The organism is Streptomyces sp. S.PNR 29 (assembly GCF_030386795.1).
In the GTDB taxonomy this organism is placed as follows: domain Bacteria; phylum Actinomycetota; class Actinomycetes; order Streptomycetales; family Streptomycetaceae; genus Streptomyces.
Window position 1 is genome coordinate 173207 of the sequence record NZ_JANUQM010000004.1, and the last position, 22510, is coordinate 195716.

24 protein-coding genes and 1 tRNA gene are annotated in these 22510 nt (G+C 72.1%); 11 read left to right on the top strand and 14 right to left on the bottom strand.

The genetic code is table 11. The features are described from left to right. Positions 1-4: 4 nt before the first annotated feature. The 4 genes from NW895_RS13225 to NW895_RS13240 all read right to left on the bottom strand — a co-directional run bounded on the left by NW895_RS13225 (position 5) and on the right by NW895_RS13240 (position 2280). Complete coding sequence (locus NW895_RS13225; RefSeq protein ID WP_289935673.1) at positions 5-346, bottom strand: DUF202 domain-containing protein; 342 nt, start codon at positions 344-346, stop codon at positions 5-7. Then, positions 343-735 carry a DUF202 domain-containing protein gene (locus tag NW895_RS13230; protein WP_289935674.1) on the bottom strand — a complete coding sequence of 131 codons (393 nt, stop codon included), beginning with the start codon at positions 733-735 and terminating at the stop codon, positions 343-345. Before NW895_RS13230 ends, NW895_RS13225 begins: the two co-directional genes overlap by 4 nt. A gap of 108 nt (positions 736-843) precedes the next feature. After that, a complete protein-coding gene (locus NW895_RS13235) occupies positions 844-1353 on the bottom strand; it encodes an NUDIX domain-containing protein (protein WP_289935675.1) in 510 nt (169 codons plus the stop codon). Positions 1354-1386: 33 nt separating this feature from the next. After that, positions 1387-2280, bottom strand: a complete 894-nt coding sequence (locus NW895_RS13240) for a DMT family transporter (RefSeq protein WP_289935676.1) — start codon at positions 2278-2280, stop codon at positions 1387-1389. Between the two features lie 299 nt (positions 2281-2579). Here NW895_RS13240 and NW895_RS13245 point away from each other — a divergent pair, with 299 nt between their 5' ends. The 4 genes from NW895_RS13245 (at position 2580) to NW895_RS13260 (ending at position 6528) form a co-directional block, all read left to right on the top strand. Beyond that, positions 2580-3530, top strand: a complete 951-nt coding sequence (locus NW895_RS13245; RefSeq protein WP_289935677.1) for a hypothetical protein — start codon at positions 2580-2582, stop codon at positions 3528-3530. A gap of 37 nt (positions 3531-3567) precedes the next feature. Continuing rightward, on the top strand, positions 3568-5103 hold the full coding sequence (locus NW895_RS13250) for an APC family permease (RefSeq protein ID WP_289935678.1): 1536 nt from the start codon (positions 3568-3570) through the stop codon (positions 5101-5103). Between the two features lie 95 nt (positions 5104-5198). Then, positions 5199-5924 (top strand): molybdopterin-dependent oxidoreductase, encoded by a 726-nt coding sequence (locus tag NW895_RS13255; protein WP_289935679.1) that lies wholly within the window; start codon positions 5199-5201, stop codon positions 5922-5924. Beyond that, complete coding sequence (locus tag NW895_RS13260; protein WP_289935680.1) at positions 5908-6528, top strand: cytochrome b/b6 domain-containing protein; 621 nt, start codon at positions 5908-5910, stop codon at positions 6526-6528. Before NW895_RS13255 ends, NW895_RS13260 begins: the two co-directional genes overlap by 17 nt. A gap of 54 nt (positions 6529-6582) precedes the next feature. Here NW895_RS13260 and NW895_RS13265 read toward each other — a convergent pair whose 3' ends face one another. The 4 genes from NW895_RS13265 to NW895_RS13280 form a co-directional block, all read right to left on the bottom strand. Beyond that, a complete protein-coding gene (locus NW895_RS13265; protein ID WP_289935681.1) occupies positions 6583-7611 on the bottom strand; it encodes an L-idonate 5-dehydrogenase in 1029 nt (342 codons plus the stop codon). A 14-nt stretch (positions 7612-7625) separates the two neighbouring features. After that, on the bottom strand, positions 7626-8387 hold the full coding sequence (locus NW895_RS13270; RefSeq protein ID WP_289935682.1) for an SDR family oxidoreductase: 762 nt from the start codon (positions 8385-8387) through the stop codon (positions 7626-7628). 10 nt (positions 8388-8397) lie between these two features. After that, the gene (locus NW895_RS13275; RefSeq protein WP_289935683.1) at positions 8398-9825 is read right to left on the bottom strand and encodes a gluconate:H+ symporter; all 1428 of its coding nucleotides are present in this window, start codon (positions 9823-9825) and stop codon (positions 8398-8400) included. 65 nt (positions 9826-9890) lie between these two features. Further along, on the bottom strand, positions 9891-10409 hold the full coding sequence (locus NW895_RS13280) for a gluconokinase (RefSeq protein WP_289935684.1): 519 nt from the start codon (positions 10407-10409) through the stop codon (positions 9891-9893). 157 nt (positions 10410-10566) lie between these two features. Here NW895_RS13280 and NW895_RS13285 point away from each other — a divergent pair, with 157 nt between their 5' ends. After that, positions 10567-11268, top strand: coding sequence for an FCD domain-containing protein (locus NW895_RS13285; RefSeq protein ID WP_289935685.1), 702 nt, complete (start codon positions 10567-10569; stop codon positions 11266-11268). A 45-nt stretch (positions 11269-11313) separates the two neighbouring features. Here NW895_RS13285 and NW895_RS13290 read toward each other — a convergent pair whose 3' ends face one another. Together NW895_RS13290 and NW895_RS13295 are read right to left on the bottom strand one after the other, a co-directional pair. Further along, entirely contained in the window at positions 11314-11688 is a 375-nt protein-coding gene (locus NW895_RS13290; RefSeq protein ID WP_289935686.1) for a YchJ family metal-binding protein, read from the bottom strand. 63 nt (positions 11689-11751) lie between these two features. Further along, positions 11752-11836, bottom strand: a tRNA-Leu gene (locus NW895_RS13295). 185 nt (positions 11837-12021) lie between these two features. On the opposite strand from NW895_RS13295, the gene NW895_RS13300 reads away from it, so the two are divergent. From NW895_RS13300 to NW895_RS13310, 3 genes are all read left to right on the top strand, one after another. Continuing rightward, complete coding sequence (locus NW895_RS13300; protein WP_289935687.1) at positions 12022-13347, top strand: M20/M25/M40 family metallo-hydrolase; 1326 nt, start codon at positions 12022-12024, stop codon at positions 13345-13347. Between the two features lie 157 nt (positions 13348-13504). Next, positions 13505-13738, top strand: a complete 234-nt coding sequence (locus NW895_RS13305) for a chaplin (RefSeq protein WP_289935688.1) — start codon at positions 13505-13507, stop codon at positions 13736-13738. Positions 13739-13904: 166 nt separating this feature from the next. After that, entirely contained in the window at positions 13905-14789 is an 885-nt protein-coding gene (locus tag NW895_RS13310; protein ID WP_289935689.1) for a chaplin family protein, read from the top strand. Positions 14790-14873: 84 nt separating this feature from the next. Here NW895_RS13310 and NW895_RS13315 read toward each other — a convergent pair whose 3' ends face one another. Then, a complete protein-coding gene (locus NW895_RS13315; protein WP_030244084.1) occupies positions 14874-15062 on the bottom strand; it encodes a DUF5703 family protein in 189 nt (62 codons plus the stop codon). Between the two features lie 47 nt (positions 15063-15109). On the opposite strand from NW895_RS13315, the gene NW895_RS13320 reads away from it, so the two are divergent. Further along, entirely contained in the window at positions 15110-15853 is a 744-nt protein-coding gene (locus NW895_RS13320) for a hypothetical protein (protein ID WP_289935690.1), read from the top strand. 81 nt (positions 15854-15934) lie between these two features. Here the strand turns inward: NW895_RS13320 and NW895_RS13325 are convergent, their stop codons facing one another. Together NW895_RS13325 and NW895_RS13330 are read right to left on the bottom strand one after the other, a co-directional pair. Then, a complete protein-coding gene (locus NW895_RS13325; RefSeq protein WP_289935691.1) occupies positions 15935-18223 on the bottom strand; it encodes a helix-hairpin-helix domain-containing protein in 2289 nt (762 codons plus the stop codon). Beyond that, positions 18220-19206 carry an aldo/keto reductase gene (locus NW895_RS13330; RefSeq protein ID WP_289935692.1) on the bottom strand — a complete coding sequence of 329 codons (987 nt, stop codon included), beginning with the start codon at positions 19204-19206 and terminating at the stop codon, positions 18220-18222. Before NW895_RS13330 ends, NW895_RS13325 begins: the two co-directional genes overlap by 4 nt. A 193-nt stretch (positions 19207-19399) precedes the next feature. Between NW895_RS13330 and NW895_RS13335 the strand changes: the two genes are divergently transcribed. Next, the gene (locus NW895_RS13335; RefSeq protein ID WP_289935693.1) at positions 19400-20455 is read left to right on the top strand and encodes an LLM class F420-dependent oxidoreductase; all 1056 of its coding nucleotides are present in this window, start codon (positions 19400-19402) and stop codon (positions 20453-20455) included. Between the two features lie 233 nt (positions 20456-20688). Next, positions 20689-21477 (top strand): ferritin-like domain-containing protein, encoded by a 789-nt coding sequence (locus NW895_RS13340; protein ID WP_289935694.1) that lies wholly within the window; start codon positions 20689-20691, stop codon positions 21475-21477. Between the two features lie 23 nt (positions 21478-21500). Here NW895_RS13340 and corA read toward each other — a convergent pair whose 3' ends face one another. After that, entirely contained in the window at positions 21501-22496 is a 996-nt protein-coding gene (gene corA / locus NW895_RS13345) for a magnesium/cobalt transporter CorA (protein ID WP_289935695.1), read from the bottom strand. Between the last annotated feature and the right edge of the window lie 14 nt (positions 22497-22510).

Here is a 22510-nt window from a genome sequence, read left to right on the forward strand (position 1 = left end):
CGGATCAGAGGACGAGGGCCGCACCGCAGGCTGCCATCGCCACCGTGCAGAGGGCTGCCGCCGTGGCGTGGCGTGGGGCGAGGGGCGGGGGGCTGCTGGTGGCCGCCAGGGCGCGGATGCGGCGGTGGGCGATGCCGAGGAAGCCCAGCCACAGGGCGCAGCACAGGGCGCCCGCGATGGCTCCGGAGGCGGACGCGCCGCCGTGCAGGGCGGTCTTCACGGCGAGTACGGCGGAGACGGTGCCGGAGAGGGTCGTACGGCGCCAGGCGAGTCGGGTGCGCTCGGGCTGCAGGCCGGGGTCGCGGGCCTCTGTCTCCTCGGCCTTCCCCGCCTCCTCGGGGCTCATCCCTCCCACCCGACGAGTACGACGAGGACCATCGCGACGGCCACCACGGCGACGACGATGCTGAGCAGGGCCGGGAAGCGTGACACCGGCAGGTCCTCGCCCTTGCGCATGGCCCGCTCGCAGCGCACCCAGTGGTTGATCGCGCGCAGGGAGCACAGGACGCCTGCGGCGAGCAGCGCGAGGGCGAGTCCTACGCGCCAGCCCCAGCGCAGGTCCGGCAGGAACTGGTCGACGGCGAAGCCGCCGCCTATGAGGGCCAGTGCGGTGCGGAGCCAGGCCAGGAAGGTGCGTTCGTTCGCCAGGGAGAACCGGTAGTCGGGGGTGCCGCCTTCCCGGCGGATGTCCTGGGGGGTGAACCAGAGCCGGAAGTTCCGTGCGAATTCGATCACGTCGGGACCCTATCTGGCGGGTTCGGGCGGGGGCGGGTGCCTGCGGCGGCCTGTGCGGGCATGCGAGCCGCCCGGGGCGCTCGGGGGGCCCTGCTCGAAGAGCCTGGGTCACCCCCGGTGCGCCCTGAGCCGCTCGTACGCGGCCAACCCGTCCGGAACCCACGCCCACTCCACGAGCCGGCGTTCCACCTCCGGCTCCGGCAGGAAGTCGTACCAGGCCACCTCCTCGGCCTGCGGCCGCACAGGCACCTCGCAGCGGACCTCGTACACGGCCGACCACCAGGTCCGCCCGGCACCGTCGTCGTACAGGAACTTGAAGAGGTACTCGGGGCGCGGCAGCCCCGGCACGCCCAGTTCCTCCTCGGCCTCCCGCAGGGCCGCGTCGTCGTAGGACTCGCCCGTGCCGACCACTCCGCCGACGAACATGTCGTACAGGGAGGGGAAGACCAGCTTGGTCGGCGTGCGGCGGTGTACGAAGATCCGGCCCTCGGCGTCCCGGGCCTGGATGAACACGCAGCGGTGGCGCAGCCCCTCGGCGTAGGCCACGCCGCGCGGGGACTGCCCGATGACCCGGTCGTGCTCGTCGACGATGTCGAGAATCTCGTCAGCAGCGCTCATGGGCCTCATCCAAACAGGCCGTCGGCCACGCTTTCACTGCGGCTGCAGGGCCCGCGCCGGAGCCGGCTCCGCCGTTCCCCGCGGCATCGCCGGGTGCATCCCCAGCAGGACGATGCCGGTGACCACGGCCGCGAGCCCGCCCGCTTCCCAGGTCAGCGCCACGGCGTCGGTGCGCAGCCGGTCGCCCAGGAAGCCGACGCCGCAGGCGATGCCGGCGAGCGGCTGGGCCGCGGTGAGGGCGGGCAGCGACATGCGCAGGGACGCGGTCTCGAACGCGCTCTGCACCAGGATCAGGCCGGTGACACCCAGCGCCAGCACCGCGTACGGCTGCCAGGAGGTCAGCAGCTCCGCGAAGCCGCCCGCGGAGAAACGCTCCCCGGTCACCCGGGTCAGCGCGTCCTGCACGCCGTAGAGCATGCCCGCGGCCAGCGCCAGCAGCACCGGGCCCGAGCTCAGTCGTGAGCGCTTGGCGAAGGTCGTCAGCAGGGCGGCCAGGCCGATCATCACGCCGATGATCAGCCAGTGCCGCAGGGGATTGCCGGTCGGGGTGCCGCCGTGCGGTTGCCCCGCCATGATGAACGCGGTCACGCCGCCCGCGAGCAGTACCAGGCCCGCCCAGCCCTGGCGGCCCAGTGGCTGCCGGGTCTGTCTGCGGGAGAGCGCGAGCGCGAAGAGCAGGTTCGTCGCCAGCAAGGGCTCCACCAGGGACACCTCGCCCTGGCCCAGCGCCATCGCGCCCAGCGCCATGCCGGCCACCATCAGCGCTATGCCGCCCAGCCAGCGCGGCACCTTCATCAGGTCGAGCAGCAGCCGGAAGGAGAGGAAGTCCTTCAGCGGGGCATGCTGAGCGGCGTTCTGCTGGAGCACGTAGCCGAAGCCCAGACAGCAGGCCGCACTCACGGCGAGAACCAGAACGAGAACCGACACGCTGAGGAACCTCGATGATCGGGGGCGGGGTGCCCGTATCCGGGCAGTCGACCCGGTCACGTATGGCCATGGTGGGGGGTGGGGGGAGACCGGCACCATGACGCAGGTCACAGATTCGGACATTTGGGGCATGGGGTGGTAGGGGGCTCGCTGCAAGTCGCCTTGAGGTTCGAGGAGTTGACGCGTGTAAAAATCCGGCGGCCCTTGACGGAAAGTATGGGGCCCGGCTTTGCTGTGCGTGATCAATCGATGGCAATCCGGCAACCGACGCCTCACCGCGTCGCGTGAGGAAGTCCGCGGTGTCCCCACCCCCGCCTCCACTCGGCCGCGGCCGCAGACGCACGGCGCAGGCCTTCGACGAAGCTCTCGACGACGCCGAGCTCGTCGCCGCACGCGCCGCCCTGGCACAGGGGCGGTGGCAGACCGCCCGCTCGCTGCTCGTCCACACGGGGGACGAGTGGGACCGCCGCGGGCACCGGATCACGGTCCTGGCCAGGGAGCCGTACTGCGTCCCCTGGGCCCGCGAGTGGCTGCTCGCCGAGCCCGAGTCCGCCGACGCCGCCGTCCTGCTCGCCCTCGCGCTGGTCCGGGGCGCCCTGCGCGGCAAGGGGAAGCCGGACCGCGCCCGCGAGGCCTGCCGGGACGCCGCCGCGCTCGCCCCCGCCGACCCCACCCCGTGGCTCGGCCTGCTGATGCTGGAGCGGGCCCTGGGCGCCGAGGAGGACGTGGTCCGGCTGTTCGAGGAGATCCGCAGCCGGTACGCCGACCACCACCACGCCCACCACCTGATGGTCGCCCGGCTCGCCGAGCGCCGCGCCGACGCCGGCCCCGACCCGCTGCACGAGGTGTACGACTTCGCCGGCTGGGCCGCCGAGCAGGCCCCCGCCGACTCACCGCTCGCCATCCTGCCGGTCATCGCACACGCCGAGCGCTACCGCGTACTGGCCGCCGCCGGACACGAGCCGCCCGACCCGGCGGCCTCCGGGCACTGGTCCGGCCGCCGGGCCCGGCAGGTGATGAAAGCCGCCTTCGACTGGTGGCTGGAGTGGGAGCAGGACGGCCACCCGCGCCGCCTGATCGACCTCAACTTCCTCGCCCACGCGAAGGTCTGCGAGGGGCGGGGCGCCGAGGCCGCCGCCCTGTTCCACCGCATCGGCGAGCACATCACCCCCGCGCCGTGGTCGTACCCGGACCGCGACCCGCACACCGCCTTCCGCGCCGCACGCGCCAGCGCGCTCGGCGCGGCCTGACCCCCGCTCCCAGAGAAGACAGAAGGACGGCACCCCGATGACCACGGGCAGTTCGAGCACGAGCAGACCCACCGCCGCCGGCATCAGCACCTACCTGGGGCACGAGCGCGCCCTGCGCGCCGACCGCCTCGGCACGGGGGGCCTGCTGCTCTCCGTCCTCGCCGCCACCGCCCCGCTCATGGTGGTCGCCGGTGTCATGCCCACCACCTTCGCGGTGATGGGCATCGTCGGGCAGCCGCTGCTCTTCGTCCTGCTCGGTGTGGTGCTGGTGCTCTTCAGCGTCGGGTACGCCGAGATGAGCCGGCACGTGCACAACGCGGGCGCCTTCTACGCCTACATCTCCCGCGGCCTCGGCGGCACCGCCGGAGCCGGGGCCGCCCTGGTCGCGCTCGTCGCCTACAACGCCCTCCAGGTCGGCATCTACGGCATCTTCGGCTTCGAGGTCTCCGGGCTCTTCGCCACCTACGCCGAGATCGAGGTCGCCTGGTGGATACCGGCACTGGCGGCCGTGGCCGTGGTCGGCGTGCTGGGCTGGCTGAAGATCGACGTCAACGCGCGCGTGCTGGGCGTTCTGCTGGTCATCGAGGTACTGCTCGTCGCCGTGTTCGACATCGCCGCCGTCGCCGACCCCGGCGCGGAGGGCCTGTCGCTGCACGCCTTCGACCCGGGCACGCTCACCGGCGCCGGCGTCGGCACCGCGCTGTGCTTCTGCATCGCCGCCTTCACCGGCTTCGAGCAGGCCCCGGTGTACGCCGAGGAGACCAGCCGGCCGCACGTCCTGGTACCGCGCGTGATGTTCCTCGCCGTCGGCTTCGTCGCCGTCTTCTTCGCGATCAGCTCCTGGGCGTACACCGTCGCCGCCGGGCCGTCGCAGATCGTCGGCACCGCGCAGAAGCAGAGCGCCGGGCTGCTGTTCTTCCTCACCGAATCCCGGCTCGGCGGCACCTTCACGGACGTCCTGCACGTCCTGTTCGTGACCGGCATGTTCGCCGCCCTGCTCAGCTTCCACAACGTCGTCGCCCGGTACGCCTTCGCCATGGGCCGTGAGGGCCTGCTGCCCGCCGCCTTCGGCCGCACCAACACCACCAGCGGCGCCCCCGGCACCGGATCGCTGCTGCAGAGCGCCGTCTCCGCGGTGATCGTCCTCGCCTTCGCGATCGCCGACGACAAGCCGGTGGGCGACCCCACCGAACCCGTCCTGCACCTGTTCACCTGGTTCGGCAACATCGGCGCCCTCGGCGTGATCCTGCTGATGGCGGCGGCCTCCCTGTCGGTCGTCGTCTTCTTCGTCCGCCGCGGTGCGGCCGGCGCCCAGGCCTGGCGGCTGGTCACCTCCGTGCTGGCCGGCCTCGCCCTGCTGGTGATCGCCGGTTACACGGTGAAGGACTTCGACGTGCTGGTCGGCGCCGGCCCCGGCTCCTCCCTCAGCTGGCTGCTGCCCGGCATCATCGGCCTCGCCCTGGCCGCCGGCCTCGTGCAGGGCCTGGTCCTGCGCGCCCGCGCCCCCGAGCGGCACGCCCGCATCGGACTCGGCAACGAGGCGTTCCAGCTGGAGAAGGCGGCATCGTCCTGACGGCCGCGGCGCCGAGGTGAGAAGTGGTTACGGAACTCTGACGCGCACCCGTGCATCCCTGGCCCGCCGGGGGTCGCGGGTGGTCGAATGAGTACGTGAATTCCGGACCATCCGAGGAGCGGGGCACCCCGGTCGGCCGCCGCGTCTTCCTCGGCACCCTCGGCCTCGGCGCCCTCGGCGTGGCCGCCGCTCCCCAGCTGCAACGCGGCCTGGAGGCTCTGCTCGGCAGCGCCGCCGACAAGGACCCCACCGGCCTGACGGGCCTGCTCCCGAACGGCGGCGGCTTCCGCTACTACTCGGTCGCCTCCTCCGTACCGCACAAGAACGCCGAGACCTACCGCCTCACCGTCGACGGCCTCGTCGACCGCCCGAAGACCTACACGCTCGCCGAACTGCGCGCACTGCCCCAGACCCGGCTGGTCAAGGACGTCCAGTGCGTCACCGGCTGGCGGGTCCCCGGCACCCCCTTCGAGGGTGTGCGCCTGTCCCGGCTCCTCGACGCCGCGGGAGTACGCCAGGGGGCCGGGGCCGTGCGCTTCACCTGCTTCGACGGCACGTACAGCGAGAGCCTCACCCTGGACCAGGCACGCCGCTCGGACGTGCTGGTCGCCCTGCGCATGCAGGACAAGGACCTCACGCACTCCCACGGCGGCCCCGTCCGCCTCTATGTCGCGCCCATGTACTTCTACAAGTCCGCCAAGTGGCTCTCCGGCATCACCGTCACCGAGGACGTGAAGCCCGGCTACTGGGAGGAGCGCGGCTACGACGTCGACGCCTGGGTCGGCCGCTCGAACGGACGTGACGATGAGCCTACGAGCTGACGCCCCGGCACCGCCGGGAGTGCGGCGCTTCAGCCACGCCGAACGGTGGGTGCACCGCACCACCGCCGCCCTGATGGGCCTGTGCATCGTGACGGCGGCCTGCCTGTACGTCCCCCAGCTCGCCGAACTCGTCGGCCGCCGCGCCCTCGTGGTCACCCTGCACGAGTGGGCCGGACTCGCCCTGCCCGTCCCCGTCCTGGCCGGCCTCGCCTCCCGCGCCTTCCGCGCCGACCTGGGCCGCCTGAACCGCTTCGGCCCGCACGACCGCCTCTGGCTCCGCGCCGCCCTGCGCCGCGACCGGCGGCCCGGGTCGCGCCCGGCGGCGAAGTTCAACGCCGGGCAGAAGATCTACGCGGCCTGGATCGCCGGCGCCACCCTGGTGATGCTCGGCACCGGCCTGCTGATGTGGTTCACCCACCTCACTCCGCTGGAGTGGCGCACCAGCGCCACCTTCGTGCACGACTGGCTGGCCCTCACCATCGGCGTCGTCCTCGCCGGCCACATCGGCATGGCCCTGGCCGACCCGGAAGCACGGAGGGGGCTGCGGACGGGATCGGTGAGCCGGGAGTGGGCGGAGCGGGAGCACCCGCTCTGGCGACCGTAGCTCCGGGCCGCGCTGCGGGAGCGGTAGCAGCCCTGCGGAGCCTGGGCGAACGGTTCAGGACGCGAAGTCCAGCAGCACCTTGCAACTCCGGCTCCGGTCCCCGGCAAGGACGAAGGCCGACTCCGCGTCCCGGACCGGCACCACCGCGCTGACCAGCCGGTCGAACGAGGGCTCCGCCGCCAGCAGCCCCAGCGCCCGGTCGAACTCCGCGTCGAAACGAAAGGAGCCCCGCAGCTCGATCTCCCGGCTCACCACCAGGTTCCCCGCGAACGGGCTCTGCCCCGGCGGCAGCATCCCGAGCTGCACGACGACCCCGCCGCGCCGCACCAGCCGCAGACAGGTGCCGAGCCCGGCCGCCACCCCGGACGCCTCGATCGCCGTGTCCACCTCCGTCGGCCACCTGGAGTCGTCCGGATCACCGGCCCGTACGACGGCGTCGGCGCCGACCGCGGAGGCGTACTCCAGCGCCGCGGGCAGCAGATCGCTGACCGTCACCCGGGCCGCCCCGGCGGCCTTGGCCGCGGCGACCACCAGGCAGCCGATGGGCCCGGCACCGGTGACGAGGACGTGCCTGCCGGTCACGTCCCCGGCCCGCCGCACCGCGTGCAGCGCCACCGACAGGGGCTCCGCTAGCGCGGCCCGCCGCAGTGACAGCCCCGCCGGGAGGGGCCGCAGCTGATCGACGGGGACGACGACGAGGCCCGCGAAACCGCCCTGCACGTGCGGGAAACGTGCCGCACTGCCCAGGTAGCGGGTGTCCCGGCAGACGTTCCGCCGCCCGTCCCGGCACTCCGGGCACACCCCGCACGGGGTGGCGGGGTGCACGGCGACGGCCGTACCGGCAGGGGGACCCGGCGTGTCCGGGGAGCCGTACCCCACGACCGTCCCGACCACCTCGTGCCCGAGCACCATCGGCTCCCTGAGGCGGAAGTCGCCGACCCCGCCGTGCCGCCAGTAGTGCAGGTCCGACCCGCACACGCCCCCGTACCGCACGGCGACCAGCGCCCCACCGGGGCCGGGCACCGGGGCCGGCAGCGCGTCGACCCTGAGATCTCCCTGACCGTGGATCACACAACCGAGCATCGGCGGGGCCCCTTTCACAGCACGCTCGTCATGCCGCCGTCGACGTACAGCACCTGACCGCTGACGAAGTCCGCGGCGGGCGAGGCGAGGAACAGCACCCCGCCCACCAGGTCCTCCGTACGTCCCCAGCGCCCGGCCGGGGTGCGCCGCCGCACCCAGGCGCTGAACTCCTCGTCGTCCACGAGGGGTCGGGTCAGCTCGGTCTCGATGTAGCCCGGGCCCAGGCCGTTGACCTGCACGCCGTACGGGCCCCAGTCCGCGCACATGCCCTTGGTGAGCATCTTCAGGGCGCCCTTGGTGGCGGCGTAGGGGGCGATGCCGGGGCGGACCACCTCGCTCTGCAGCGAGCAGATGTTGATGATCTTGCCGTGCCCGCGGCCGGTCATGCGCCGGGCGGCCTCCCGGCCGACCAGGAACGCGCTGGTGAGGTTGGTGTCCAGGATGCGGTGCCAGTCGGCGTCCGCAAACTCCAGGAGGGGGGCGCGCAGTTGCATGCCCGCGTTGTTGACCAGGATGTCGAGCGGGCCCACCCGCTCCTCGACCTCCGCGATCCCGGCCCGCACCGACGCCCCGTCGGTGACGTCGAACGCGGCCGTGTGGACGTCACCGGGCAGCTCGGAAGCCGCCTTGGTGAGGCGTTCGCCGTCCCGTCCGTTGAGGACGACCCGGCAGCCGGCCTCCGACAGGCCCCGGGCGAGGGCGAGTCCGATGCCCCGGCTGGAGCCCGTCACCAGAGCCGTACGGCCGCTGATGTCGAAGAGCGGGTGACTTGTCATCGCCGTACTCCTAGATCACGAGGGACAACAGGAGCACCACGCCACCCGCGACCACGGAGATGATGCACTCCATCACCGACCAGGTCTTCAGGTTCTGCCCGACGCTGAGCCCGAAGTACTCCTTGACCAGCCAGAACCCCGCGTCGTTGACATGGCTCAGGAACAGCGAGCCCGCGCCGATGGCGAGGACCAGCAGGGCGGCGTGCGTGGTCGACATGTCGGCGGCGAGGGGGGCCACCAGGCCGGCCGCCGAGACCGTCGCCACCGTCGCCGAACCGGTCGCCAGCCGGATCGCCACCGCGATCAGCCAGGCCAGCAGCAGCGCCGGGATGGACCAGTCCTCCGAGATCTCCAGGATCATCTGTCCCACACCGGAGTCGATCAGCGTCTGCTTGAAACCGCCGCCCGCGCCGACGATCAGCAGGATGCCCGCGATGGGCCCGAGGCTCTTCTCGACCAGCGGGGATATGCGCTCCTTGGAGTACCCGGCGGGCCGCAGCAGCGTGAAGACGCCGAGCAGCACGGCGGCGAGCAGGGCGATCAGCGGGGCGCCGATGACGTCGAAGACGCGCTGCACCAGGTTCGCCGGGTCGTCGATGACGATGTCGACCAGCGCCTTGGCCAGCATCAGGATCACCGGCAGCAGGACGGTGATCAGCGTGGCGCCGAAGCCGGGACGCTTGTCCAGCTCCTCGGAGGCGCGCTGGGCGGGGGCCTGGGGGGAACCCCCAGTGGAAAGCAGCATGCGGTCGGGTGCCGGGACGTCCACCCAGCGGGCCGCGTACCGGGAGAAGAGAGGGCCCGCGATGATCACCGTGGGTATCGCGACCAGGACGCCCAGCGCCAGGGTGACGCCCAGGTCGGCCTTGACCGCGTCGATCGCGACCAGTGGGCCGGGGTGGGGCGGGACCAGGCCGTGCATCACGGACAGGCCCGCCAGCGCCGGGATGCCGATCCGCATCAGCGAGTAGTTGCCGCGCTTGGCGACCATCAGCACCACCGGGATCAGCAGCACGATGCCGACCTCGAAGAACAGCGGCAGACCGATCACCGAGGCGATCAGCACCATCGCCCACGGCATGGACCGGCCGCCCGCCTTGTCCAGGATGGTGTCGACGATCTGGTCCGCGCCGCCGGAGTCGGCGAGCATCTTGCCGAGGATCGCCCCGAGGGCGATCAGCACGCCCACGCCGGCGACCGTGGTGCCGAGCCCGGTGGTGAAGCTGGTCAGGACCTTGTCGAGCGGCGCCCCGGCGAACGCGCCCAGTGCCAGTGACCCGATGGTCAGCGCCAGGAAGGCATGCAGCTTGAACTTGGTGATGAGCAGGACGATGACGGCGATGCCCGCCAGGACGGCGATGCCCAGCTGAGCGTGGCCGGCCGAGGTGATCGGCTCGGGTGCGTCCGCTGCCAGCATCTCGACACTGAGTCTGGTCACGGTGATTCCCTTGCGGTTACGGGGATTCGGGGAGGGTCCGGGGCCACGTGCGGGCCCCGGACGGGTTACGGGGCCGGCTCCGGGAGCGCCGTCAGGGCGTTCATCGCCCGTTCGGTGATCTCCTCGGGGCTGCCCGCGACGTCCACCGCGACGCCCGTCTCGTCCGCCTGGAGCGGCTGGAGCGTGGCGAACTGGGAGTCGAGCAGCGCCGTGGGCATGAAGTGCCCCTGCCGGTGCGACATCCGGTCCTCGATGAGGGCGCGGTCCCCCGTGAGGTGCACGAAGACCAGCCCGGGGGCGGCGGCCCGCAGCCGGTCGCGGTACGACCGCTTCAGCGCCGAGCAGCTGACCACCCCGCCGAGCCCCGCCCGTCCGTGCGCCCAGCTGCCGAGGGCGTCCAGCCACGGCCACCGGTCCTCGTCCGTGAGCGGGACGCCGGCCGACATCTTGTCGATGTTGGCCGGCGGGTGGAAGTCGTCGCCCTCGGCGTACGGGACGCCGAGCCGGGCCGCGAGCAGGGGACCGATGGTGGTCTTGCCGGTGCCCGCGACGCCCATGACCACGACGACATGGGGGGTGTTCATCTCTGCCTCACTGTCTGCTGTCTTCGTCGACACGGATGACACGGGATGCCACGTGATGTCGACGCAACTGAAACCCATTAGGTACGACGAATTCAAGAGTCCGGGAGAGATAAGTCTGACTTTTTAGGATCGTGACACGACCAGTACTCTGAGTTGCATGAGCACACTGGGCCGGGGGCTGCACGGCCATGTACTGGACACCCTCGGCCTCGAGATCACCGCGGGCGAGTATCCGCCCGGCAGCGTCCTGCGCACGGACGAACTCGCCCAGCGTTTCGACGTGTCGCGCTCCGTGATGCGGGAGGCCGTCCGCGTCCTGGAGTCCATGCACCTGGTCGAGTCACGGCGCCGCGTGGGCGTGACCGTCCGCCCCAAGCCCGAGTGGAACGTGTACGACCCCCAGGTCATCCGCTGGCGTCTGGAGGGCGCCGACCGTCCTCGGCAGTTGCGCTCGCTCACGGTGCTGCGCTCGGCGATCGAACCGGTCGCCGCGGCCCTGGCCGCCAAGAACGCCACGGCGCAGCAGTGCGCCGAGCTGACCGAGTGCGCCCTCGGCATGGTCGCCAACTCACGCGGCCACAAGCTGGAGGAGTACCTCGTCCACGACGTCGCCTTCCACCGCGTGATCCTGTCCGCCTCCGGCAACGAGATGTTCGCCCGCCTCGGTGACGTCGTCGCCGAGGTCCTGGCCGGCCGCACCCATCACGACGTCATGTTCGACGACCCCGACCCGGCCGCCGTGACACTCCACGTCCAGGTCGCGGAGGCGGTACGCGCGGGCGACGCGACCCGCGCGGAACAGCTGACCCGGGAGATCACCGTCGGCGCGCTGCAGGAACTGGACATCCTGGCGCCGTGACGGCCGGCCTCCGCCGGAGGCGGCCCCCGTCACTCCAGGAAGTCGTCACTCCAGGAAGTCGCCGTCGACGTACACCCACGCCCCGTCGGCCCGCTCGAACCGGCTCCGCTCGTGCAGCGACCCGCCCTGGTACGAGGCCCGGAACGTCACGGTGCCGACGGAGTGGAAGGCGGACCCGTCCTCGGTGCCGAGGATCTCCAGCCCCGTCCACCGCATCCCCGCGTCCAGGCCGAGGCGGGCGGGCCGCGTCCGCGGATGCCACGTCCGCAGCAGATACGCCTCGTCCCGCACGACGAACGCGCTGTACCGCGACCGCATCAGCGCCTCGGCGGTCGGCGCGGCCGCCGCCCCGCAGTGGTAGCGCCCGCAGCACGCCTCGTAGGCATCGGGAAGCCCGCACGGGCAGGAACGCCTGGTCATGGTCACCCTTCCGCGACAACGCCTGAGGGCCGCGACCTCGCGGTCACGGCCCTCAGCTTCATGTGTCCGAGGGGGGACTTGAACCCCCACGCCCGATAAAGGGCACTAGCACCTCAAGCTAGCGCGTCTGCCATTCCGCCACCCGGACAAGGTGTCTGTCGCGCGGGTCTCCCTCGCGGCGACACAGGAAACATTACCAGGCTTTCAGGGGTGGCCGATCACCCCCTGCCGGTAGGTGAACGGCGTGTGACGGGCCGGGAGCGGTCTTGGGCGCGGGCAGCGGGGGAGAGAGGATGAGGGGGACCCAGCAGCAGTGACAGCGGGAGGAAGCACGTGAGCGAGACGGACACGGCCAGGAGCGTCACCGGCGAGGACGAGGTCGTGGACCTCTGCCGCGAGCTGATCCAGATCGACACCAGCAACTACGGCGACCACTCGGGTCCGGGCGAGCGCAAGGCGGCCGAGTACGTCGCCGAGAAGCTCGCCGAGGTGGGCCTCGAACCCAGGATCTTCGAGTCCCACCCGGGCCGCGCCTCCACGGTGGCCCGGATCGAGGGCGAGGACCCGTCCCGGCCCGCGCTGCTCATCCACGGTCACACCGACGTGGTTCCGGCCAACGCGGACGACTGGACCCACCATCCCTTCTCCGGCGAGGTCGCGGACGGGTGCGTGTGGGGGCGCGGCGCCGTCGACATGAAGGACATGGACGCGATGACGCTGGCGGTGGTGCGCGACCGGCTGCGCAGCGGGCGCAGGCCCCCGCGCGACATCGTGCTCGCGTTCCTCGCGGACGAGGAGGCGGGCGGCACGTACGGCGCCCGGTACCTCGTCGACAACCACCCGGACCTCTTCGAGGGCGTCACCGAGGCGATCAGTGAGGTCGGCGGTTTCTCGTTCACCGTGAACGAGCAGCGGCGGCTGTATCTGATCCAGACGGCCGAGAAGGGCATGCACTGGATGAAGCTGACCGTGGCCGGCACGGCAGGGCACGGGTCGATGATCCACCGGGACAACGCGATCACCGAGCTGTCCGAGGCCGTCGCGCGGCTGGGGCGGCACACGTTCCCGGTGCGGGTCACCAAGACCACCCGGGCGTTCCTCGACGAGCTCGGTGACGCGCTCGGCACCGAACTCGACCCGGAGGACATGGAGTCCACCCTCGCGAGGCTCGGCGGCATCGCCAAGCTCATCGGCGCCACCCTGAGCAACACGGCCAACCCCACGCAGCTGGGCGCCGGTTACAAGGTCAACGTCATTCCGGGCGAGGCCACCGCCCACGTCGACGGACGGTTCCTGCCCGGGCACGAGGAGGAGTTCCTCGCCGACCTGGACCGGATCCTCGGTCCGAAGGTGCGGCGCGAGGACGTCCACGCCGACAAGGCCGTCGAGACCACCTTCGACGGGGCGCTCGTGGAGGCCATGCAGTCCTCGCTGCTCGCCGAGGACCCGACCGCCAAGGCGATCCCCTACATGCTCTCCGGTGGGACGGACGCGAAGTCCTTCGACGACCTGGGCATCCGGGGCTTCGGCTTCGCGCCGCTGAAGCTGCCTCCGGAGCTGGACTTCGCGGGGATGTTCCACGGCGTCGACGAGCGGGTCCCCGTGGAGGGCCTGAAGTTCGGGGTGCGCGTGCTCGACCGGTTTATCGACGCGTCCTGAAGCGGCCCACGGAAACGAGACTCCTCTATTCGCTCGGACGTGCGGGGATCAACTGAGAAGAGTGAATGCGACCATAAGCTCGTAGCCCCATTACTCCGTCCTCGTTACTGGTCATGTGATCCGCAATTTGGGATCGCATTGCCAACTAGGAGGAATAATGATCAAGAGGGTCGTCGCTGCTGCTGCCGCCACTGGTGGGCTGGTTCTCGCGGGCGCGGGCATGGCCGTGGCCGACGCCGGTGCCGGGGGCTCCGCCGCGCACTCCCCGGGTGTCGCGTCCGGCAACGTTGTTCAGGTGCCCGTGCACGTCCCGGTGAACGCCTGCGGCAACACGATCTCCGTGGTCGGGCTGCTGAACCCCACCTTCGGCAACTACTGCGTCAACAAGTGACGTTGTGCCTCGCCCCATGAGGGCCTGAGCCCATCGGCCCCGGAGCGCATGCCACTCGCTCCGGGGCCGACCGGCCTTTTCGGAACCCCGAGCCCCACAACAAACCCGAATTCCGAAACCGGAATATCAGGGCTCCGGGGGCAACGTCCAAGGGAGGGATTCAGTGATGCGACAGGTTACCCGCAAGGGCCTGATGACGGTGGCCGCCGCGACCGGCGTGATCGCCGCCGCGGGCGGAGCCGCACACGCCACCACCGGCGCGGCCGCCGGCGGCTCGGCCTCGGGCTCGCCCGGCGTGCTCTCCGGCAACACGGTGCAGGCACCGGTGCACGCGCCGGTGAACGTCTGCGGCAACACGGTGAACGTCGTCGGTGTGCTCAACCCGTCGGTGGGCAACTCGTGCGCCAACGGAGGCGGCGGCAGCGGTTCGTCCGGGGGGTACGGCGACTCGGGCGGAGAGGACGGCGGCCACGGCGGCGGCGCGAACGCCGGCGGGCACGCCACCGACTCACCCGGCGTCGGCTCCGGCAACCACGTCCAGGCGCCGATTCATGTGCCGGTGAACGTCTGCGGCAACAGCGTCAGCGTCATCGGGGCCGGCAACGCCACCACGGGCAACGACTGCGCGAACGGTGGCGGTTCGGGTGGCGGCCACGAGACGCCCCCGGACGAGCCGGGTAACCCCGGTGACCCGGGTAACCCCGGCAACCCGGGCGAACCTGGAAACCCCGGCAATCCGGGCGAGCCGGGAAACCCGGGTAACCCGGGTGAGCCCGGAGATCCAGGGACCCCGGGCAACCCGGGCAACCCGGGCAACCCCACGGAGCCCGCCCGCCCCGGCACTCCGGGCACGCCGCCCGCCTCGGGCGAGACGCCGGGCGGCTCCTCGCACGGCAACCAGCCGGGCGCCCAGTCCGTCACGCAGCCCAAGGGTGCCGCGCAGCTCGCGCACACCGGCAGCGACCTGCCGATGGGTGCCGTGCTGCCGCTCGGCGCGGGGGCGCTGCTGGCCGGTGCGGTGCTCTACCGCAAGGCGCGCACCTCTGCCTGAACCGGGCACGCCAGACATACGGAGCGGGCCCCGCGTCCGCGGGGCCCGCTCCGTATGAGTCGCCTCGGAAGGGGACGCCTCAGCTCACCACGTGGCGCGCACCTGACGGATGATCCGTCGGCGCAACCGCACCCTGCGGCTGCCGTCGCGCAGCAGGCTCAGGCGGTACAACTCCCAGTGTCCGTACTCTGCGTGGTCGGTCAGCAGGCGTGCCGTCTCCTTGCGGGAGACCCCGCGCGGTACGTACACGTCGACAAATTCGTATTCCGGCATCGCATCTATTGTGCGGTCTGGTGCTCGGTACGGATAGCGTCTGCACTATGTCTGATGCTGTGCAGCCCACCGCTGCCGAGGTACGCGCCGCCGCCGAGGCGGTCAAGACCGCGCTCGACCGCCACCTGGCCGCGGTCGAACGCAGGTCGGGGGAGGACGACCCGGCCGTCTACGAGGCGTTCAACCAGCTGGCCGCGGCCGCGGAGGCGTACGACGAGCTGCTCTACGACCGCTACGACGAGGTCACGCCCTTCGAGATCCCCGGTGCGGAGGACACGCTGCCGCCGTACACGGGCCCCGAGGAACCGAGCGCGCTGAGCGTCCTGATCCGCCGCGACTACGCCGTGGCGGAGCCGCAGCGGCTGCTGGCGCAGGCCCGGCGGATCGAGGCGGCGGACGACGAGGCCGGCACGGAAGCCTCCGGCACGGTCCATGGCGCGCTCGGCCTTCTGTTCGGCGAGTTCGAACCGGACGAGATCGCCTCCCGGCACAAGGAGTTCGGCCTGGAGGAGGGTGACTCCACGCTCTGGGTGACGGCCGCCGACGAACCGGCCGAACCCGGCGAGTGGCTGCAGGCTCCGTTCGACCAGGTCGACTCCCAGCGGGTGGTCTGCCGCTTCGACGTCAGCGCGGTGTTCGACGACGAGATGGACGACGACCTCGACGACGAGGACGACCTCGATGAAGACGCCGACGACGTCGACGACCTCGACGACGAGATCGAGACAGATGTCGACGGGGTCGACGGTCCGGAGGATCTGGAGCCGCTGGACGCGGAGCGCCGGCGGTAGGGCTGTGACGACGGACGGCGGTCACGGGGCGCCCCCTGTGACCGCCGCCGTCGTGTGTTCCGGGGCGCTCCGGCCGCCGGGTCAGCCGGCCGCCGGCACCTGCGGGGCGAGCAGCACGGGCAGGCGGGTCGTACGGGGCTTCGCCGGGATCTCGGCCACGGCCCGGGGAAGCGCCTGTTCCACGCCGTGCACGACGGACAGATGGCGGTCTGCCCGGCCGAACGCCGTGTACACCCAGGGACGGCTGAGGGCCTGCGCGGCATCACCGGGCAGGACCACGACCACCGCCGGCCACCGGCCGCCCACCGCCTGGTGCGCGGTCAGCGCCCATCCGTGCCGCAGGCACTGCTCGACCCGCTCCTTCGGTACGACGACGGCCTCCCCCGCGCAGGACAGGTGCAGCCCGTCGGCATCGGCCTTCACCACGCGGCCCGGCAGTGTGCGGCCCGGGGCGGGGGAGTAGGCGACGCGGTCGCCGGGGTCGAAGCCGCCGAAGCGGCCGGGGCCCGGGTTGAGCCTCTCCTTCAACGCGGCGTTCAGCGCGCGCGTACCGGCCGCGCCGCCGTGGCCCGGTGTGATCACCTGCGTGTCCTCGGCGGGGACACCGATCGCGCGCGGCACCGAGTCGGCGACGAGCTGCACGGTCCGGTGCACGGCCTCGCCCGCGTCCCGTACGGGCACGATGACGACCTCCTTGCCGGGCGCGTCCACCTGGTTCAGCTCGCCGACGCCGATGCCGGAGACCAGCTCGCCCAGCGGGCCCGGGTCGGGGCGCCGGGAGGCGATCTGCGGGCAGATCCGCGCCGCCAGCAGGTCCGCGAAGACCCGCCCAGGACCCACGGACCACAGCACCGCCGGATCTCCGGCCAGCACCAGCCGGGCCCCGTCCGGCAGCGACTCCGTGAGCAGGGCCGCCGTCTCGACGTCAAGCTGGGGGGCGTCGAGCACGACGAGCAGATCGAGGTCCAGCGCACCGTCCGCGTCCCGGGCCGGCCCTTCGGCACCGGAGAGCAGCCCGGCGACGGTGGCGACGGCGGGGCCGGGAGAGGCGATGCCTTCGGGCCCGGACCGGCGCAGCAGAGCTGCGAAGCGGTCGCGGCCGATCGGGCTGTGCGCGGCGGCCCAGGCGCGCAGACCCAGGTCGTGCGCCGCGTGCAGCAGAGCCGCCGGCTCGGTCAGGGACGCCTCCCCGCCGGTGTGCAGGACCAGGCCGTGGCTCGCCACCGCGCGCATCAGGTCGGCGGCGGAGCCCTCCGCCGACGCGGCGGCGCGGTCCCACTGTGCGGCCGAACCGTCCTGCTTGGGCACCGAGTCGACCAGTCGGGCCAGTCCGTCGGCGAGGCTCTCCTCCGCCAGCGCGTACCGCTCCAGGCCGATGAGCACGCGGACCGGGCGGTCCTCGTCCTCGCCCTCGTCCGTGTCCTCGCCACGCCGCACCGGGGCACCGGGATCCTCCAGGGCGTCCTGGAACACCAGCGCCTCGCCCTCCGTGATCGCGTTCTGCACGGCGGCGTCGGGGTCCGGGACGCCCCGCTGGGCCAGCGCCGCGGTGAGCGCCGGCATCTCCAGTGCGGTGTGCCCGGCCAGGGCCGCCTGTTCCAGGAGCCAGACCGTGACCGCCCGGCCCCGTCGCTCGTCGTCCGGACCGCACTCCGCGCCGAGCAGCGCCCGCGCGAACCCGTCGGCCTGCTCCGGCCGTACCCCGGCGATCCGCAGCAGCTGCCAGGGATCCGCGCGCAGTGCCTCCTCCGCGCCCTCGCCGAGGACCGCGGCGATCTGCGGCGCGAGCGTCTGCGGCGCACCCCCTTCGGTCAGCACGCGCCGCACGGCCTCGACGGCCTCCGGTGCCGGAGCCGAGGGCGCGGCGGCCGTCCGGACCGGCACCGGCTGCGGCCGTCGTACCGGCTCCGGGGCCGGACGGCGGGGGGTGGGCTCGCTGAAGACCGTGGCCGCGGGCTTCTCGCCGCTCTCCACGGCCCGCACGGCGGCGAGCAGATCGGCCGCCTTGCCACTGAGCTTCGCACCGCTCTCGATCGGCCTCTTCTTCTCGGCCTTGCGCCGCTCGATGCGCTCCCGCTCGATCCGCTGAGCCGCCAGCTCGGCCTCGGCCTCGGACACCTCCCCGGCGGCTGCGGCGTCCGCGTCCCCGGACGCACCCTCCGTGGGGGCATCCCCCGAATCCGCGGCGTCCGCCCGCGTCGGCCCGTCTTCGGCCGGTCCGCCCGCGGTGGTCCCGGGCTCGCCGCCTCGCCCTTCGGCTCCTCGCCCCTCGGTGCCCCCGGCTGACGCCTCCTCACCAGGGCCGCCCTCCGCCGCGGCGCCCGGCCTGACCGGCTCGGCGTCCTTGGTGGTCTCGGGCTCCGTGCTCACAGCGTGCTCCAGTCGTGATCGGGATAGCGGTGCACGGGCGCCGACACGTCGTCGAGCGCCCGGCAGATCTCGTCAGGAAGACTAAGCGCCTCCACTGACAGTGCCGCCGTGAGCTGCTGCGCGTTGCGCGCGCCCACGACGGGCGCCGCCACGCCGGGCCGGTCGCGCACCCAGGCGAGAGCCACCTGGAGCGGGGTCACCGCGAGACCGTCCGCCGCCGTCGTCACCGCGTCCACGATGCGGCTCGCCGTGTCGTCGAGGTAGGGCGCGACGAACGGCGCCAGATGCTCCGAGGCACCCCGCGAGTCCGGCGGAGTGGCGTCCCCCCGGTACTTGCCCGTCAGCACACCCCGGCCGAGCGGCGAGGAGGGCAGCAGGCCGATCCCCAGGTCGAGCGCGGCCGGCAGCACCTCGCGCTCCACGCCCCGCTGCAGCAGTGAGTACTCCAGCTGAGTGCTCGCCAGCCGGGTCCGCATGCCCGGCGCCGCCAGCTGCCAGGTCGCCGCCTTGGCCAGCTGCCAGCCGCAGAAGTTGGAGACGCCGGCGTAGCGGGCGCGGCCGCTGCCGACCGCCAGGTCCAGGGCGTGGAGCGTCTCCTCCAGCGGGGTGTGCGGGTCGAAGGCGTGGACGTGCCACACGTCGACGTAGTCGGTGCCGAGGCGGGCGAGCGAGGCGTCCAGCGCGGAGAGCAGATGGCCGCGTGAGCCGTCGAAGCGGCGATCGGGGTCGGGCACGCTGCCCGCCTTCGTCGAGATGACGAGGTCCCGGCGCGGCACCAGGCCGTCCATGAGTTTCCCGAGCAGATACTCGGCCTCCCCGTCGCCGTACACGTCCGCTGTGTCGACGAGGGTTCCGCCCGCCTCCCAGAACGTCTTCAAGAGGTCCGCGGCGTCGTGCTCGTCGGTGTCCCTGCCCCAGGTCAGGGTGCCGAGACCGATGCGGGACACGCGCAGGCCGGTGCGGCCGAGATGCCTCTGCTCCATGAACGCCGAGATTACTGGCCAAAACCTGCCGTGTGGGGGCCTGTGGACAACGGTTTCCCCGTGCGGCACCGGCGTCGGCGTGGCCGGGCGGGCACAGGTCCGTACCTCCGGCGGCCCCGCGGCCTGCCCCGACCGCGATGCCCGCGCTAAGGTCTGTCGCCAAGAGACGTTACTGATCGGTAAGGGGAACGGCATGCAGCTCGGGATCAACCTCGGCTACTGGGGTGCCGGAATGGACGCGGACAATCTCGCCGTCGCCCAGGAGGCCGACCGGCTCGGCTACGCGGTCTGCTGGGCCGCCGAGGCCTACGGTTCCGACGCGGCCACCGTGCTGACCTGGGTCGCCGCGCAGACCGAGCGCATCGACGTCGGTTCGGCCATCTTCCAGATCCCGGCCCGCCAGCCCGCGATGACCGCGATGACCGCCGCCACCCTCGACTCCCTCTCCGGCGGTCGCTTCCGCCTCGGTCTCGGCGTCTCCGGGCCGCAGGTCTCCGAGGGCTGGTACGGGGTCAAGTTCGACAAGCCGCTGGCCCGCACCCGCGAGTACGTCGAGATCGTGCGCAAGGCGATGACCCGGGAGCGGCTGTCGTACGAGGGCGAGCACTGGACGCTGCCGCTGCCCGGCGGGCCGGGCAAGCCGATCAAGCTCACCGTGCACCCGCAGCGCGAGCACATCCCGCTGTACATCGCCGCGATCGGCCCGAAGAACCTGGAGCAGACCGGCGAGATCGCCGACGGCGCACTCCTCATCTTCCCCTCGGCCGACCACCTTGAGGAGACCGCGATCAAGTACCTGCGCGCCGGGCGGGAGAAGGCCGGCAAGACGCTCGACGGCTTCGACGTCTGCCCGACCGTTCCGCTCGCCGTCGGCGACGACAAGGACGTCGCGGCGCTCGCCGACACCTTCCGTCCCTACACCGCGCTGTACGTCGGCGGCATGGGCAGCCCCAAGCAGAACTTCTACAACCAGCTCGCCCAGCGCATGGGGTACGAGAAGGAGGCCGCCGAGATCCAGGCCAAGTACCTGTCCGGCGACAAGCAGGGTGCCGCGGCCGCCATCCCGCACGAGCTGATCGACCAGACCACGCTGCTGGGTTCCGTCGACCGGATCGCGGACCGGATGAAGGCCTACGCGCAGGCCGGGGTCACCACCCTGAGCCTCGCCCCCGCGGGCTTCACACGGGAGGAGCGGATCGCCTCACTGCGCGCCGGCACCGAGGCCCTGGAGCGCGCCGGGCTCGCGTAACAGCCAGGCGGAGCTCTTCGCGGCCGTGGTGGGGGCTCGGGGGTCTTCCCCGCCACGGCCGTCACGGGAACCAACGCGCCCGTGTGCCCGTGGTTACGCCCTCTCCTGCCCTTCGTCGTCCTCCTTTTGGCCGAGTTGTCCGACGTACCTGTTGCCGCGCCCGCCGTCTCGCATTTGACTCGTTCTTTGCGGAGCCTGCGGAACGCTGCGGAACCTGCAGAGAGGTGCCACCGATGCTTTCGGCCAAGAGTCTGTTCCAGGAGATCCTCGACAACGACGAGTCGTTCCGGCTCTTCTGCTCCATCGCGGCGAGCGGGGAGACGCAGGGCGGCTGGGAGAACGGGCGCATCGCGGCGCTCGTGCCGGAGAGCGAACGCGCCCTCGCTCCCAAGATCACCAGACATGGAGCGGACGAGGACAAGCACGGGCGGATCTTCAACGCCCTGCTGAAGAAGCGCGGCCTGGAGCCCGTCGAGGTCCCGCCCGAGACCGACTACACGATGCTCCTGGAGCACCACGGCATCGGTCTCGCGCACGACAAGCTCAAGGCCGACCAGCCGCTCACGGTCGAGGACATCATCACGTACCTGGCGCACAGCAGGGTCACCGAGCAGCGCGCCGCCGAGCAGATGGTGATGCTGAAGAAGTACTTCGCGAACCATCCCGAGGTCGGCAAGGCCGTCAGGATGATCTCCAGCGACGAGGACAACCACCTCGCGTACTGCCACGAGGAGCTGCTGCGTTTCGCCGCCGCCGGGCACGGCCGGTTCATCCAGCGGACGCTGCGCGCGTGCGCGCTCGCCGAGATCCGCGTCTACCGGGACGTCAGCCTCGCGGTCATGGCCCACATGGGGCGCGTCCTCGGCTGGCCGAAGGCCAAGTCGGCGGCGCTCGCGGCGGGCATCCACGCGATGTACGCGTACGAGCGGCTGGCGGGCTGGCGCCGCATGGTGACCCTGAAGATGCCGGAGCGGCGCAACGCGCTCGGCGGACCGGCGTCCACGGCTCCCGAGTTCGCCTGAGGCCACCCGGCGGACGCCCCGCCCTACAGCCAGCCCCGGCGCTTGAACAGCCGGTAGAGCAGCACCTCCAGGACGCCCATCAGCGCGATCACCGCCGGGTACGACCACACCCAGCGCAGTTCCGGCATGTGCTCGAAGTTCATGCCGTAGATCCCCGCGATCATCGTGGGGATCGCGGCCATGGCCGCCCACGCGGAGATCTTCCGCATGTCGTCGTTCTGACGGACGCTCATCTGTGCCAGATGCGCGGACAAAATGTCCGAGACCAGCCGGTCCAGGTTCTCCACCGACTCGTTGACGCGCGTGAGGTGGTCGCTCACATCGCGGAAGAAGGGCCGCGCCGTGTCGTCCACGAAGGGGACCGCGGCACCGAACGTGCCGTTGCCCGCGAGGCGGGTCAGCGGCGGGGCGAGCGGGCCGGTCGCCCGGCGGAACTCCAGGACCTGCCGCTTGAAGGTGTAGATCCGCGACGCGGTGTGGCGCGAGCCGCCGCGGTCCGGTGAGAAGACCTCCGCCTCCAGCTCCTCCAGATCGGTCTGCAGTTCGGTCGCCACGTCCAGGTAGTGGTCGACGGCGGCGTCGGCGATGGCGTACAGCACCGAGGTGGGACCCTTGCCGAGCAGCTCGGGCTCCTGCTCCAGGCGGCTCCTTACGGCCTTCAGCGGGGAACCCTCGCCGTGGCGGACGGTCACCACGAACCCGTCCCCCAGGAAGACCATGACCTCGCCGGCGGAGACGGTGTCGGTCTCCGGCTCGTACGCGACCGGTTTGAGGACCATGAACAGCGAGTCCTCGTACACCTCCAGCTTGGGCCGCTGATGGGCCTTGAGGGCGTCCTCGACCGCCAGCGGGTGCAGTGCGAACTCCTGGGTGACCAGGTCGAACTCCCGCTCCGTCGGCTCGTGCAGCCCGACCCAGACGAAACCCCCCGCCGCCCGTGCCTCGCCCAGTGCGTCGGAGAAGTCCTCGGGGCCCTCCGTCCGGAGCCCGTCCCGGTAGATGGCGCAGTCGACGATCACTGGGTGTGTTCTCC

What these genes read in the sequence shown, in the direction of transcription:
- NW895_RS13225 (WP_289935673.1), bottom strand. Translation starts at nt 346, where the DNA reads ATGAGCCCCGAGGAGGCGGGGAAGGCCGAGGAGACAGAGGCCCGCGAC.
- NW895_RS13235 (WP_289935675.1), bottom strand. Translation starts at nt 1,353, where the DNA reads ATGAGCGCTGCTGACGAGATTCTCGACATCGTCGACGAGCACGACCGG.
- NW895_RS13250 (WP_289935678.1), top strand. Translation starts at nt 3,568, where the DNA reads ATGACCACGGGCAGTTCGAGCACGAGCAGACCCACCGCCGCCGGCATC.
- NW895_RS13260 (WP_289935680.1), top strand. Translation starts at nt 5,908, where the DNA reads ATGAGCCTACGAGCTGACGCCCCGGCACCGCCGGGAGTGCGGCGCTTC.
- NW895_RS13265 (WP_289935681.1), bottom strand. Translation starts at nt 7,611, where the DNA reads ATGCTCGGTTGTGTGATCCACGGTCAGGGAGATCTCAGGGTCGACGCG.
- NW895_RS13270 (WP_289935682.1), bottom strand. Translation starts at nt 8,387, where the DNA reads ATGACAAGTCACCCGCTCTTCGACATCAGCGGCCGTACGGCTCTGGTG.
- NW895_RS13280 (WP_289935684.1), bottom strand. Translation starts at nt 10,409, where the DNA reads ATGAACACCCCCCATGTCGTCGTGGTCATGGGCGTCGCGGGCACCGGC.
- NW895_RS13285 (WP_289935685.1), top strand. Translation starts at nt 10,567, where the DNA reads ATGAGCACACTGGGCCGGGGGCTGCACGGCCATGTACTGGACACCCTC.
- NW895_RS13290 (WP_289935686.1), bottom strand. Translation starts at nt 11,688, where the DNA reads ATGACCAGGCGTTCCTGCCCGTGCGGGCTTCCCGATGCCTACGAGGCG.
- NW895_RS13305 (WP_289935688.1), top strand. Translation starts at nt 13,505, where the DNA reads ATGATCAAGAGGGTCGTCGCTGCTGCTGCCGCCACTGGTGGGCTGGTT.
- NW895_RS13310 (WP_289935689.1), top strand. Translation starts at nt 13,905, where the DNA reads ATGCGACAGGTTACCCGCAAGGGCCTGATGACGGTGGCCGCCGCGACC.
- NW895_RS13315 (WP_030244084.1), bottom strand. Translation starts at nt 15,062, where the DNA reads ATGCCGGAATACGAATTTGTCGACGTGTACGTACCGCGCGGGGTCTCC.
- NW895_RS13320 (WP_289935690.1), top strand. Translation starts at nt 15,110, where the DNA reads ATGTCTGATGCTGTGCAGCCCACCGCTGCCGAGGTACGCGCCGCCGCC.
- NW895_RS13330 (WP_289935692.1), bottom strand. Translation starts at nt 19,206, where the DNA reads ATGGAGCAGAGGCATCTCGGCCGCACCGGCCTGCGCGTGTCCCGCATC.
- NW895_RS13335 (WP_289935693.1), top strand. Translation starts at nt 19,400, where the DNA reads ATGCAGCTCGGGATCAACCTCGGCTACTGGGGTGCCGGAATGGACGCG.
- NW895_RS13340 (WP_289935694.1), top strand. Translation starts at nt 20,689, where the DNA reads ATGCTTTCGGCCAAGAGTCTGTTCCAGGAGATCCTCGACAACGACGAG.